The 13,907-nt window shown below is 59.3% G+C and carries 10 protein-coding genes, 1 pseudogene and 1 CRISPR repeat array; of the genes and pseudogenes, 8 read left to right on the top strand and 3 right to left on the bottom strand.

Going from position 1 to position 13,907, the window contains the following annotated elements:
* Window positions 1-56 precede the first annotated feature (56 nt).
* A CRISPR array of direct repeats spans window positions 57-2,347; the repeat unit is 36 nt; unit sequence GTTCCCCCTTCGGGGGGATCCCTAGAAATTGGAAAC.
* 186 nt (window positions 2,348-2,533) lie between these two features.
* A pseudogene (locus NW852_RS02935) lies at window positions 2,534-3,691 on the bottom strand (FGGY-family carbohydrate kinase); the annotation flags it as partial.
* 48 nt (window positions 3,692-3,739) lie between these two features.
* Complete coding sequence (locus NW852_RS02930) at window positions 3,740-4,225, bottom strand: 2Fe-2S iron-sulfur cluster-binding protein (protein ID WP_414361628.1); 486 nt, start codon at window positions 4,223-4,225, stop codon at window positions 3,740-3,742.
* A 191-nt stretch (window positions 4,226-4,416) separates the two neighbouring features.
* On the opposite strand from NW852_RS02930, the gene ylqF reads away from it, so the two are divergent.
* From ylqF to NW852_RS02895, 7 genes are all read left to right on the top strand, one after another.
* Window positions 4,417-5,268, top strand: coding sequence for a ribosome biogenesis GTPase YlqF (ylqF, locus tag NW852_RS02925; RefSeq protein WP_414372676.1), 852 nt, complete (start codon window positions 4,417-4,419; stop codon window positions 5,266-5,268).
* Between the two features lie 275 nt (window positions 5,269-5,543).
* On the top strand, window positions 5,544-7,826 hold the full coding sequence (locus tag NW852_RS02920; RefSeq protein ID WP_414365911.1) for a RelA/SpoT family protein: 2,283 nt from the start codon (window positions 5,544-5,546) through the stop codon (window positions 7,824-7,826).
* A 94-nt stretch (window positions 7,827-7,920) separates the two neighbouring features.
* Window positions 7,921-8,505 carry a photosystem II reaction center PsbP gene (gene psbP, locus NW852_RS02915; protein WP_414365910.1) on the top strand — a complete coding sequence of 195 codons (585 nt, stop codon included), beginning with the start codon at window positions 7,921-7,923 and terminating at the stop codon, window positions 8,503-8,505.
* 169 nt (window positions 8,506-8,674) lie between these two features.
* Entirely contained in the window at window positions 8,675-9,469 is a 795-nt protein-coding gene (cpdA, locus tag NW852_RS02910; protein ID WP_414365909.1) for a 3',5'-cyclic-AMP phosphodiesterase, read from the top strand.
* Window positions 9,470-9,561: 92 nt separating this feature from the next.
* Window positions 9,562-10,716 carry a homocysteine biosynthesis protein gene (locus tag NW852_RS02905; protein WP_414365908.1) on the top strand — a complete coding sequence of 385 codons (1,155 nt, stop codon included), beginning with the start codon at window positions 9,562-9,564 and terminating at the stop codon, window positions 10,714-10,716.
* A 118-nt stretch (window positions 10,717-10,834) separates the two neighbouring features.
* Window positions 10,835-11,371 (top strand): thermonuclease family protein, encoded by a 537-nt coding sequence (locus NW852_RS02900; protein ID WP_414365907.1) that lies wholly within the window; start codon window positions 10,835-10,837, stop codon window positions 11,369-11,371.
* Window positions 11,372-11,422: 51 nt separating this feature from the next.
* Window positions 11,423-12,091 carry a cofactor assembly of complex C subunit B gene (locus NW852_RS02895; protein ID WP_414386215.1) on the top strand — a complete coding sequence of 223 codons (669 nt, stop codon included), beginning with the start codon at window positions 11,423-11,425 and terminating at the stop codon, window positions 12,089-12,091.
* Between the two features lie 43 nt (window positions 12,092-12,134).
* Here NW852_RS02895 and bchI read toward each other — a convergent pair whose 3' ends face one another.
* Window positions 12,135-13,193 carry a magnesium chelatase ATPase subunit I gene (bchI, locus tag NW852_RS02890; protein WP_414386762.1) on the bottom strand — a complete coding sequence of 353 codons (1,059 nt, stop codon included), beginning with the start codon at window positions 13,191-13,193 and terminating at the stop codon, window positions 12,135-12,137.
* 325 nt (window positions 13,194-13,518) lie between these two features.
* Between bchI and NW852_RS02885 the strand changes: the two genes are divergently transcribed.
* A partial coding sequence (locus NW852_RS02885) for a DUF4168 domain-containing protein (RefSeq protein ID WP_414426445.1) occupies window positions 13,519-13,907 on the top strand: 389 nt, incomplete at its 3' end.

Below are 13,907 nucleotides of genomic sequence, written 5' to 3'. Positions count from 1 at the left end.
CCCCCTCGCAAATGGGTCTTGCATTCCTTGCCCCGCTTGGGTTTAATAGGGGTAGTGTTCCCCCTTCGGGGGGATCCCTAGAAATTGGAAACTCACATAGACGAGGGTGTCGTCCGACAAGCCCTTGACGTTCCCCCTTCGGGGGGATCCCTAGAAATTGGAAACAATAAAAACCCCCTCTCTCGAGGGGGATGAGTTTAGTTCCCCCTTCGGGGGGATCCCTAGAAATTGGAAACCCAGGATGATGTGCAGGGACTGCGGGCTGAGACGGAACAGTTCCCCCTTCGGGGGGATCCCTAGAAATTGGAAACGGCCCCACCACCGCCACCGTGCAACTCACCGGCAGCCGGTTCCCCCTTCGGGGGGATCCCTAGAAATTGGAAACTCGTCTACGGGGTAGACGGGGATTTCCAAATCCGTTAGTTCCCCCTTCGGGGGGATCCCTAGAAATTGGAAACTCCATACGGGTCGAGGCAGAAGGGTTGGCTTTTCTTTTTGTTCCCCCTTCGGGGGGATCCCTAGAAATTGGAAACCCAATGCTAATGTTAACTTTCAGTCCCATTAGCTCGAGTTCCCCCTTCGGGGGGATCCCTAGAAATTGGAAACTTCTTGTCCCGGATCCTCACGGGGAAGGACTGGGTTGGAGTTCCCCCTTCGGGGGGATCCCTAGAAATTGGAAACTTTTTGCGGGGACGCCTGGACGTACCCCGATGACAGCGGTTCCCCCTTCGGGGGGATCCCTAGAAATTGGAAACACGGTTTCGAGTGCTTGGAGCACATCGAGTTGCCGCCAGGTTCCCCCTTCGGGGGGATCCCTAGAAATTGGAAACTCGAAGGAGCTTGGGATCCCAAGCTCCAACAGAATGCACCGTTCCCCCTTCGGGGGGATCCCTAGAAATTGGAAACTGGAGTGATGATTTCGTCCGGGTCCTCTGGGTGCTCAATCCGAGTTCCCCCTTCGGGGGGATCCCTAGAAATTGGAAACGGGAAGTACTTCTTGATGTTCTTTACGTCTTCGTTTATGTTCCCCCTTCGGGGGGATCCCTAGAAATTGGAAACACCCACAAACTGTTTTACTCCTCCCTTTTACAGGGAAGTTCCCCCTTCGGGGGGATCCCTAGAAATTGGAAACGCAATTCTAGTTCACGCGTGTTCATATTAGGTTTTAGGGTTCCCCCTTCGGGGGGATCCCTAGAAATTGGAAACATGGGTGAAGGGGTTGCCCCAGGGCGTGCTGCGGTCGTTCCCCCTTCGGGGGGATCCCTAGAAATTGGAAACTCGAAGTTCAAGCAGCAGGGCTCGAGGCCGAAATGGTGGTTCCCCCTTCGGGGGGATCCCTAGAAATTGGAAACACTGGCTACGCTCCCGCAGCCAGCTCCACCACTCCCGGTGGGGCAAGGCGTTCCCCCTTCGGGGGGATCCCTAGAAATTGGAAACCTGCAGGGCGAACGCGACTTCGCGCTCTGCCTGCTCCACCGTTCCCCCTTCGGGGGGATCCCTAGAAATTGGAAACCGTTTCGAGCGCCTCATGGGCATTTGAGTCTATCCGTAGGTTCCCCCTTCGGGGGGATCCCTAGAAATTGGAAACAGCTCAGAATAGTCACTCGTCCACTCGGCTTCGTCGTTCCCCCTTCGGGGGGATCCCTAGAAATTGGAAACGTTTGTAACCAGATGGCAGATTTCCCCGAGTCCGAAATGGTTCCCCCTTCGGGGGGATCCCTAGAAATTGGAAACTGCTGGTGGTTCGTCTGTACACCGAGGATGGCCGTCCGTCGGTAGTTCCCCCTTCGGGGGGATCCCTAGAAATTGGAAACTCCGATGACGGCGGCCCCCACTTTGACGTGGGGCTTCTGCAAGTTCCCCCTTCGGGGGGATCCCTAGAAATTGGAAACGTAAAGCGGCTGATCCGCGAACGACGGGTCTTCCCCGTTTGTTCCCCCTTCGGGGGGATCCCTGGAAATTGGAAACAAGGAAGGGAAAGTTCCCGCAACGTTTTGGTTTGGGGTTCCCCTTCGGGGGGATCCCTAGAAATTGGAAACTATGGGGTAAGCCAACACAAGCGTACGTCATTGTCCTTCTCCTGGTTCCCCTTCGGGGGGATCCCTAGAAATTGGAAACTGCATGAGCAGCACTTCGGCTGCTTCCGCATTGAGTAGGGGTTCCCCTTCGGGGGGATCCCTAGAAATTGGAAACTAGTTGCGTGCCGCTTCTACAGCTTCACGCAACTTCTGTAAGGTTCCCCTTCGGGGGGATCCCTAGAAATTGGAAACTCTCCATCAACAATGTAGGTTGCTCTAGAGCCGTAAATGTTGGTTCCCCTTCGGGGGGATCCCTAGAAATTGGAAAAGAAAAGGCGGCTACGGAACTCCGAGTAGATCTCGGCATAAGCCTTGACCCACTCGGAATCCGGCTGGATGAGGCGTTCCACCTGTACCAAGCGATCGGCAGCCTGCTGCACTGAACAGCACCAATAGGCTGAGGCGGCCAGGATGGCTGCCCCTACCGCCGGCTCCGGGTGCCTGACCACTGCCAGGGGGCGGGCGAGGATGCTGGCCCGCAGGCGCAGCCAGAGGGGGCTTTTGCAGCCGCCGCCAGTGGTTAACAGCGGCTCTTGCACCGGGATCCCGTGGGCCGCCAAGGTCTCCAGCCCTAGCCGCTCCACCATCGCCACCCCTTCCAAAAGAGCTGCATAAAAGCGAAGGGATCCCACTTCCGCCTGGGGCAAGAAGCCGGCAAATTCGCTATCCAGGATGGGAAAACGCTCGCCGGGCCGGCAGAGAGGATAGCTGACTAGGCCCGTGGGCAGATAGGCCTCCGCCTGCTGATCCAAGGCAGCAAAGTCGCCGCCGGGAAAGAAGTGGGGCAGGACGCCGCCGCCGCAGAAGGAGGCTGCCCCCGGCCACCAACCGGTTCGGTCGGGGTGCAGATGAGAATAGATACTCGGCGTTTGCACAGGGTCAGGGCTGTTGGCCTTGAAGATAAGAGTTGTGCCCAGGCTGGTGGAAACCTGCCCCAAGCGAGTAGCCCCTGCAGCCAATTGCCCAGCACAGCCATCGGTGATCCCGGCAGCAATCAGCACCTCTGATCCCAGCTCCCACTCAGGCCGCACCGTTCCCAGAACTGTTCCTGGCGCCACCACCTCAGGAAAGCGCTTGGGATCAAGGCCCTGTTGGGAGAGCCACTCCCGCGGCCAGGTGTAGGTTTCTAGGTCAAAGCCACTTTTCAGGGCATGGGTGTGATCAGTTACCCGCTGGCGGCCCCCCAGTTGGCTTAGGAGAAAGTCCGCCGGATGGGCCAGGTAGCTTTCTCGGTATTGGTCGGGATGGGCTTCTGCCCACCACAGCCAGCGGCTAAGCCCCCAACTGGCAGGGATCCCCAAGCGCTGAGCCTGGGCCTGGCCCCGCCGGTCGGAATACAGCCAGGCCTGATCCAGCGGCATGCCCCGTCCGTCCACCGGCAGCACTGTACCCGAGGTGCTGCAGGCACTGAGGGCAACAATGGCGTAGCGATCCCCCAGTTGAGCTTTGAGGTGGCCCAGCAGTGCCTTCAGGGTGCGCAGCCAGCGGCCTGGATTGGTTTCTGGGGGATCCCAGGAGCGCTCGCTTTTGCCCACTATCTCCCCTGCTTCCGAGAGAGCTACCAGCCGCATCCCCGAAGTGCCCAGGTCGATCCCAAGAAACACAGGGGCCATAGAGCCTTCCTCAAAATTGGCTAAGCTGGCCTTAAACGCGGTAAAACCCTAAAAATCTCGGCTGCTGCGGGCCAAAGCCTCTTGGATATTGAGATCCAAATCCTTCACCGACTCCAGCACCGAGCGCGTAATTAGCTTGCCCGCCTGCACCAAAACGGCGCCAGTTATCGGGTGCAAAAGGGGCTGCTCCGCCCGCCGCCCAATCAACACCTCGATATCCTTAAAGGCATTGATGTACATCCCCACCGGCAATTCCACCACCACCCCTTCCCCCAGAACTCGCGCCTGGCAGGCTAGGCGGGAATTGGGCTGACGGCTGGTGATCACCTCCAGGGTACGCTGCTCCCGCGGGGTCATGGGTGAGAGCGATTCCATCCCCTCTTTTACGTACACATGGCAGGTGGCGCAGAGGCCGCGCCCGCCGCACTCTTTTAACACGTTCAGCTCTTCCTGCAGCAGCACCGAGAGCAAGTTGCTGTTGGTGGCCACTTCCGACACTTGGGCAATGGGATCCAACCGCACGCGCTTAACCATAGTCCCTCCTCCGTTACGTCTCTTAACGCTAGCTTGCCTACAAGTAGGAAGGGGCTGCCATCTGCCTCTTGCCTGTATCCTTTTCTACTTCTGTTGGCAGGTCGAGCGGAGGAGGAGCAAGCTGGACAGGCTAGAGTGGATCCTGCCCCTGGCTTAGAGTCTTCTGGGGTTCGATCCCAGGTTCTGCTGGTATGAGTTCTCCAATCATCCAGTGGTATCCCGGCCACGTGGCCAAGGCCATTGGCCAATTGCGGGAACAACTGCAGCGGGTGGATGTGGTCATTGAGGTTTTGGACGCGCGGATCCCGCTGGCCAGTCGCCATCCCGATCTAGACAAGTGGCTGGGGCACAAGCCGCGCCTTTTGGCGCTTAACCGAGCCGATGCCATCGAGGCCAGGGATCTCAGAGCTTGGCAGGAGTATTTTTCCCAGCAAGGGATCCCTGTCTATCCCACCAATGGCCAATCGGGAGAGGGGGTGCCTCGCCTCAAGCAAGCCATCTTACAGCTGGGGCAGTCGGTAAACGAGCGGCGCCAGCAGCGGGGCATGCGACCGCGGGCCATCCGGGCAGTGGTGGTGGGCTTTCCCAATGTGGGCAAGTCTGCCCTCCTGAATCGACTTTTGGGACGGCGGGCCGCCGAGAGTGCCGCGCGCCCTGGGGTAACCCGGCAACTGCAGTGGGTGCGGCTGGGAGGGGAGCTGGATTTGCTGGACTCACCGGGCATCCTCCCGCCTTCGCTGCCGGATCAACGGGCAGCCACGCTGCTGGCCATCTGCGATGACATCGGCGCAGCCGCCTACGACCCTGAGGGCGTGGCGGCCTACTTCGTGGAACAACTGCTGCAGGTGCAGCCCCAGGCCCAAGTCCTCCTGCAACGGCGCTACGGCTGGTCCGACCCGATCCCTCCTGGCAGCGTAGCCATCCAGGAGCTGGCCCAACGGCGCTACCGAGGCGATACCGAGCGAGCAGCAAGGCAAATTCTCAACGACTATCGCAAGGGTTGGCTAGGGCCTCTGGCTTTGCAACTCCCTCCCACCTCCTAGCACTCTGGCAGGAGGCTAGCTCCACCAGATCTTGGTATGTATATCTTGCTACGGAATGCTGTAGGGTAAGTGATAGGATAGGTGTAGAACGTTAACTCCAATTAGCTTTTTCCCCACGGTTAGGGGCGGGCTTAGCATCAATAGCCCGTCTTTGCTGCATTTTTTCGCAGCTTTTTCCCTTAACCTGCCTGCAGCCAGGTCGAGGATAAGCTGTAAGGAACTTCGGTGATCGATACTATAGGTAGCAGTTAAACCATCCTTCTTGTCAGGTTCCCATGGGTCAGCCTGCTGTGGCCACCAGTTTAGAAGGAGGCTTTGACCTAAATAGCCTTGATTTTGAGGTGCCGGGATGGCTGCGGGCTTTGCTTTCAGGCGCTGAAGATCTCGGCGATGGGCTGCGATCCTACACGGCCGAAGAGGCAGATTTGCTGCGCCGAGCCTTCGAGTTTGCCTACTGCTTGCACAAGGGCCAAAAGCGGAAATCAGGGGATCCCTACATCGCCCACCCAGTGGCCGTGGCCAGCCTGCTGCGGGAGCTGGGGGGCGATGCCGTTACTGTAGCTGCTGGCCTTCTGCACGATGTTGTGGAAGATACGGAAGTTACCCTGGAGGCCCTAGAGGCCGAGTTTGGCCCTGAGGTTCGCCTGCTGGTGGAGGGGGTAACCAAGCTTTCTAAGTTTAATTTCTCCAGCAAAACAGAGCAGCAAGCGGAAAACTTCCGCCGCATGTTTGTGGCCATGGCCAAAGACATTCGGGTCATTGTGGTCAAGCTGGCGGATCGCCTGCACAACATGCGCACGCTGCAATATCTACCCCCCCACAAGCAAAAACAGATTGCAGCCGAAACTATGGAGATCTTTGCGCCTCTAGCCAACCGGCTGGGGATCTGGCATTTCAAGTGGGAACTGGAAGACTTGGCCTTTAAGTACCTGGATCACGAAGCCTATCGCCAGATCCAAGAGCTGGTCAACGCCAAGCGCAGTGAGCGAGAGGCAGAGATCCAAGCGTTTATTGAAGAGCTGCGCAAGCACCTCATTCAAGCGGGGCTAGAGCACTTTGAGATTAGCGGGCGGCCCAAGCACCTGTACGGCATCTACCGCAAGATGCAGCAGCAGCGCAAGGAATTTCACGAGATCTACGATCTCCTGGCGGTGCGGGTTATCGTGCAAACCGTGAGTGAATGCTACCGGGTGCTGGCGGTTGTTCACAACTGTTTTCGCCCCATTCCAGGTCGTTTCAAAGACTACATTGGTCTCCCCAAGGCCAACCGCTACCAATCTTTGCATACGGCTGTGATTGGCCTACAGGGCCGACCGGTGGAAGTGCAGATCCGCACCGAAGAGATGCACCGTGTGGCGGAATACGGCATTGCCGCCCACTGGAAGTACAAAGAAGCCGGCAGCACCCCCGTAAAGCCCGAGGAAGAGCGCTTTACCTGGCTGCGGCAACTGTTGGAGTGGCAAAACGACCTCAAGGACGACAAAGAATACCTGGACACCATTCGCGAGAACCTATTTGAGAGCGAGGTTTACGTCTTCACGCCCAAAGGAGACTTGCTGGCCCTGCCCCAGGGATCCTGCCCGGTGGACTTTGCCTATCGCATTCACTCCGAAATTGGGGATCACTGCGCTGGGGCGCGGGTAAACAACAAGATTGTGCCTTTGGATACCCGCCTGCGCAACGGCGACATTGTGCAGATCATCACCCACAAAAATGCCCACCCCAGCCTGGACTGGATTAATTTTGTCGCCACCAGTTCAGCCCGCAACCGCATTCGCCAGTGGTTTAAGCGCTCCAATCGCGAGCAAAATATTGCCCGCGGCCGGCAGTTGCTGGAGCGGGAGCTGGGCAAAACGGGGTTCGATGCGCTGCTCAAGTCAGAGCGCATGCAAAAGGTTGCCGAGAAGCTCAACTATAGCAGCGTGGAGGATTTGCTGGCGGCGCTGGGCTATGGAGAGGTAACCCCCACACAGGTAATCCATCGGCTGCAGGAGGTAAGCAAGCCAGCCGTCTCTCCCCCACCCGAGGAGGGATCCCTTGAGAAAGCCAAGCTGCTGCTGCCGCGGGCCGATGGGGGCCGAGGTTCTAGCCGATCCCAATCTCCCATCCTAGGGGTGGAGGGCCTGAAGCACCAGTTGGCCAAATGCTGCAACCCGCTGCCAGGGGATCCCATCCTGGGCGTGGTCACCCGCTTCAAGGGCATCACCATTCATCATCGCGACTGTCCGCGGGTGGCTCAAGTTCCGGGCGATCGACTCGTGCCAGTGCGCTGGAATGAGGAGCAACTGCGGCAGAGCACCCAGATCTACCCCGTGGAACTGCGCCTGGAGGTCATTGACCGCGTTGGCGTGCTGCGGGACATCCTCTCCCGTCTCTCGGATCAAAGCATCAATGTGCGCAATGCTAGGGTGCAGACTTTTGCCAACCGCACGGCCCTAATCGATCTCTGTATTGATGTGCGGGACAAAAAACAGCTCGACCAAGTTCAGAGTCAATTGCGCCAGCTCTCGGATGTGCTGGTGTTGCGCTCCCGCCACTACCAGAACGGATCCCGCTGAAGAACTTCTAGGTTCTTTTTTTCGCTGGTTAGAGAGGAGGCGCCCATATTAGGATGATTGGGATGGGTAACCAATCTGAGCGGAGGATCCCGGTATGTCAGCAGCACGAGGTGGGCATTTTGCCCAATTAGGACAGCGGCTCTCTGGGGTGTTGTTACTGCTCTGTGTTTGCCTCAGCTTGCTCACCAGTGCCTGCTCCGCAGGCTCCAACCTGCGCGCCTACAGGGATCCTGGCGGGGCCTTTGCTTTTGCCTATCCCAACGGCATGGTGGCGGTGAACTTGGGGCCAGGGAAAGGGCCAGCGGTGCTTCTGCGCGACTTGGTGTACGAGACGGAGAACGTCAGCCTGATGATCGCCCCCTTTGACAAGGGAGAGACGATCGCCGACCTGGGTGGCCCGGATGAGGTGGGGCAATTGGTGGCGGAGAAGATCATCGCCCCCGCCGGATCCGGTCGCTCGACCCAGTTGTTGGCCGCCGAAGCTTTTGAGCGGCAAGGCCAGCCTTACTACCTGTTTGAATACCAAACTGACCTGGGATCCCAGCTCCGCCACGAGATAGTGACGGTAACCGTGCGCCACCATCGCCTCTATACTCTGACGGCCTCCACCCGAGAATCCCGCTGGCCCCAGGTGCAGGCCGCCTTCAGGAATGTGGGCCGTTCTCTGAATGTTTCCTGAAGCTTTTCCTTAGAAGATTTTCTCAAGGGGTTGAACCGGGCGGGGTGGACTTGGGCAAGTTAAAGCTGAGCCTTCCCGATGGAGTTGCCTGCCGATCCCGGCTGAGGCATCTGGTGCTAAAACGTTAATGTTTTAAACCTGCAGAGATGGACTCCTATCCCCCTTCTCTATGACCGTATACGTGGTTCAGATCAGTGACCTGCATCTGTTTGCCAAGCCGCACCAGCGACTGCTGGGGGTGGACACGGAAACCTCTTTTCTGCAGGTGCAAAAGGCGATTGCCGCCTTGGATCCCTTGCCCGATCTGCTGCTGCTCACTGGGGATCTCGCCCAAGATGGCAGCGCCGCCGCCTACGCCCGTTTGCGAGAGCATCTGCAGGCTCTTCCCATCGACACCTATTGGCTGGCGGGGAACCACGATCGCCTTCATAACATGAACTCAGAGCTCCGCGCCGAGCGAGTACACGGGGAGAAAAGCTTCAGTCGAGAGAACTGGAGCTTCATTTTATTGAACTCTCTGGTGCCGGGCAAAGACAGCGGCTACCTAACGGATCGCACCTTGCTGTGGCTCCGCCAAGAGCTGCAGCGCAGCCAGGCTGCCCAGAACCATGTTCTCTTGGCCCTGCATCACCCCCCTTTTTCGGTAGGTTCCGATTGGCTGGATCAAAGCGCCCTGCAGCAGCCAGAGCGGCTGTTTCAGGTCTTGGACGAGTTCGACCACATCCGCTTGGTGATCTTTGGCCACATTCATCAAGAGCTGCACTGCCGCCGCCAGGGGGTTGATTACTTGGCCTGCCCCTCCACCTGTGTGCAATTTTGCCCCAAGAGCTCTCGGTTTAGCCTGGACGTGATCCCTCCGGCCCTAAGGCAGATATGGCTGGAGCCGGATGGCAGCTTCAAAACCCAGGTGCAGCGGGTGGAAGCCGCCTTGCAAACGCCCAACCTAGCCCTGAAAGGGTACTGAGCGGCCATCCCTGGAAAACCCCTCCAGGCTACCCTAGCTTCTCAGCGGGCAGAAGTCTGCCCGGACTATTTGTCGCCATTCCTTGCGAGGCAATGGAGAGAACGCTGGCAGAAATTAATCGGCGCATTGCCCAAGGCCAGGTGCGGGTGTGGACGGCCCTAGAGGCCAAAGCCAAGCTGGCCACCCTGGGCATTGAGCAGGCTTTTGAGCAGGTGGATGTGGTAACCACCGGTACCTTTGAGCCAATGGAGTCGTCAGGGGCAATCCTCAACCTGGGCCATACGGATCCGCCCATTAAGATTCGCCAAGCCTGGTTGAACGGGGTGCCAGCCTATGCCGGCTTTGGGGCTGTCGATCTCTACATTGGGGCGGCCCAGCCCGGTGAGCAAGCCGAGCACCCCTATGGAGGCGGCCACGTCATCGCCGATCTGGTGGCCGGCAAGCGGGTGCACCTGCGGGCCATTGGCCAGGTAACCGACTGCTATCCCCGCGCCGACTACGAGACCACTCTGACGCGGGATCAGCTGAACCAGTTCTACTTGTTCAACCCTCGCAACGCTTACCAAAACTTCATTGTCGGCGTCAACGGTGGGGATCGGCCCTTGTACACCTATTTGGGCCTGTTGGAACCCAACCTGGGCAATGCCGTCTATTCCAACCCAGGTGAGCTCTCCCCCCTCCTCAACGACCCCCTCCTGCGCCGGGTGGGGATCGGCAGCCGCATCTTCCTAGGAGGGGGCACCGGCTATGTAGCTTGGGAAGGCACCCAACACTTCCCGCGGCAAAAACGGCTGCCCAACCAAACCCCCATTGGCCCAGCAGCCACCTTGGCCCTCATTGGTGACGCCAAACAGATGCAAGCGGAATGGGTGCGGGGCTGCTACTTCCGCAACTACGGCCCCAGCTTGATGTTGGGGGTGGGGATCCCCATCCCCATCCTCTCCCCTGCCGATCTGGAGTCCATTGCTGTCCGGGATGAGGAACTGGTGGCGCCGGTGATCGACTTTTCTATCCCCCGGCGGGTGCGGCCCACCTTTGGCCTGGTGAGCTATGCCCAGCTCAAATCCGGCCACATCACCCTCAACGGCCGCAAGGTGCGCACTGCTCCCCTGGCCAGCCTGCGCCGCTCAATGCAAGTTGCCGAGATCCTCAAACAGTGGATTGTCAGCGGCCAGTTTACTCTCACCCAGCCGGTTGCCCCTCTGCCCCTAGATCGGGAGTTGCTCGCCCAGAACCCTCATTCATAAAGGGCTCCCCATCTCCAAGACTGGCCATTGGATCCGAATCCCTTGCAAGGGGTTGTCTTCCAGGGAGTTGCCGCTACCATTACGCCCTAGGGGAGAAGGGGATCGCAAGGGGGAGAAGATGAGGTTCCGGCGTATTGCTTTTGGCTCGGCAGTGTTGGGATGGCTCCTGGCCCTGCCCGTCCTTCCTGGCCACGGATCGGGGGAGCGGCGAGTGGTGCCCGACACCCCCTTCTACTTCGACAACCACTATTTCGATCGCTACCCCGCGGCAGTGGTGGTGAGGGTGGTGAATGGCGACACGCTGGTGGTGCAAATCGAAGGGGAGCAGAAACTGCGCCTAATCCGCTTGGCCGGCATCCAGGGCCTCCGCCCAGAGGAGGATCCCTTTTATCAGCAAGCTACTGAGCTGATGCGCGAGCGCATCCTCCGCCGCACCGTCAAGCTGGAAGGGGATAAGCTGCTGCGCAACGTCGATGCCACCGGCCTGGTGGAGGCCTACGTCTGGTTGGAGGGCCAGCAGATGAACGCCATGCTCGTGCGCAACGGCCTGGCCCGCATCATCCCCTACAGCCACAACATCAAATACGACAGCTACTTCCGCGGCCTGGAAAAGAAAGCTCGCCAAGAGCGCCTTGGCATTTGGAGCCGTCTCTGATGTCTTGGATAGCTCTAGACTGGACTTACCGAGCGCTCAGATACCCCTGCTTTGAGGGTCAAATCCACTCCAGCTTCCCAGGATCCCAATCGCTGGGTGAGGCGGTTGCCTTTGGTAACCGGCCTTTTGGGCAGCACCCTCCTGGTCATTAACCGGCTGGCGTTTACGCCGGAGTTGCTGGCCAGCCAGTCCCGCTCTGATGCCTTAGGGATCCTCCTCAGCGCCATTCTGATCTTGACCGGCCTGCTGTGGCAGCAGATCCAGCCCCGTCCCCCCCAGGCATCTACCCTACAGGGGAGTCCAGGCTGTGACTGGGATCCGGATCTTTCCGAGAGGGAAAAACTGGAGCTGGCCTGGGCCTCCCACACGCTCCTTAGCACCACTGCTGCCCGCACAGTAGTGATCTGGGTGGAGGGGCGCACCCTCCTGCAGCGGGGGATCCTGGCCAGCCCCGGCCAGTTGCCCTCCATCCGGCCCCAGAGCGTCTTGCAGCGGGTGTTGCAGACCGGACGGCCCGTCTATCTGGTGGATTTGAAACTGTTCCCGGCCCGCGCCGAGTTCGAGGGCCTGCTGCCCCCCGGATCCCAGGCGGTTCTCTGCCAGCCCATTGGCCAAAAGGGATGCCTCATCTTGGGCAGCGACACCCCCCGCAGCTTCAGCCGCCAGGAGCAAGCCTGGATTGCCGCCATTGCCGACAAACTAGAAACCCTGTTTGCCTAGCTCCCCTCTCCCTTTGGGAGAGGGGCTGGGGGTGAGGGGGAGGCTAAGCAGCGCTCTCCAGGCTCACCTGAAACACCTCGCTAAAGGCCTTCTCGACCTTGTAGCCGGAGTCAATGGTTTCCAGAGGATCCTTGCGCAGGCGGTGGCGCAAACACAAGCTGATGACCCGGCGAATATCGGCAACAGTCACTTCAGTACGCCCTTCCAGAGCTGCCAGCGCTTTGGCCGCGCGGTTGGTGACGATATCTCCCCGCAGCCCGTCTATTTCCAAAGCTGCACACACCCCAGAGATCTTCAGGCGCAAGTCGGGATCCACCCCCACAGCGGGCAACAGGTGTTGTGCTTTTTCAATCCGTTCCCGCAGGCGTTGCTGGGCCTCGGCGTATTTGGCCAAGAAGGCCTGCGGATCGGCGTCGAACTGGCTACGCTCTTCGACGATCTGTACCCGCAGGGCCGGATCCCGCACCGTTTCGATGCGCACGAACATGCCGAAGCGATCCAAGAGTTGGGGCCGCAATTCTCCCTCTTCGGGGTTGCCGGATCCCACCAGGACAAAGCGGGCCGGGTGGCGAATGGAAATGCCTTCCCGCTCGACTGTGTTCCAGCCGGAGGCCGCCGCATCCAGCAAGACATCCACCAAGTGGTCGTCCAGAAGGTTCACCTCATCCACGTAGAGGATGCCGCGGTTGGCTTTGGCCAACAGCCCCGGCTCAAAGGCCTTCACCCCCTGGGAGAGAGCGCGCTCGATGTCGAGAGTGCCGCAGACCCGGTCTTCCGTGGCCCCCAAGGGCAGATCCACCATCGGCACCTGGATCCAGGTGGTTTCTAGGGTTTCTCCCGCCTGCAGTCGCTCCCACACCTGATCGCTCATGAGGTCTCGCTGCCGCGGGTGGCTGTTGAAGGGATCCCCTTTGACGACCTCGATCTGGGGCAGGAGATCGGCTAAGGCGCGGATGGTGGTGGATTTGCCCGTGCCCCGATCCCCCATGATCAGCACGCCGCCGATGCGGGGATCGATGACGTTGAGGAGCAGAGCCAACTTCATCTCCTCTTGGCCGACGATGGCGGTAAACGGGAAAACCGGGCGACGTTCCAAGTTCATAGAGGCAACAACGAGCATCTACCCCATTATCCCAAAGGCTCTTCCCTTTCGGGCTGTTTGATGCTCCAACAGGAACCTCAAGGCCGCTTTTGGGTCAACTAGAGAAGCAAGCTCTGGGATCCCTGGCTTTGCGTGGGGAAGACCAGATAGCATCAGAGCCTGCACGGTTGGCTGGGAGTGGGTTGAATCTGGGTAACAGCGAAAGCTACACCAAAAGAAAGGGGCTCCCAAAAGCGCCGGCAACCCCAGAGAGAGTTCGTTATTGGGTGGGGAGATAGCAGCAGTGTCACGTCAAGCAAGTCGGAGACGGTGGACGGCATTCTCGATGCCAAACGTGGCCCAAAAAGGGCTGGTGGGCCTGATCTGGGTCTGCACCTCGATCCCGGTATTGACCGTTTCTCTGGCCGTAGCCCAAACTGCCGCCACCTCTCTAGTTTTGACCGATGAACAGGTCGCCAAGTATGCCCGCATCGTCCTGGAGATGGAGCCGCACCGACAAGAGGCCCAGCAGCGCTCCCAGGCCACCGCGGATCCGGCCAGCAAAGATCAAATCCGGCGGGAGTTCATTCGCACCGCCACCGAGATCATCACCCGCCACGGCATGACCGTGCCTGAATACAACCGCATCACCCTGTTGATTCGCTCCGAAGAAGGCAAAGCCCTCCAACAGCGCATCGAAGCCGAAATCCTGCGCCTGCAAAGCGCGGATCCCAG

The organism is Synechococcus sp. H60.1, from assembly GCF_047462335.1.
GTDB lineage: Bacteria > Cyanobacteriota > Cyanobacteriia > Thermostichales > Thermostichaceae > Thermostichus.
This window is presented reverse-complemented; position numbering and strand designations above follow the sequence as displayed.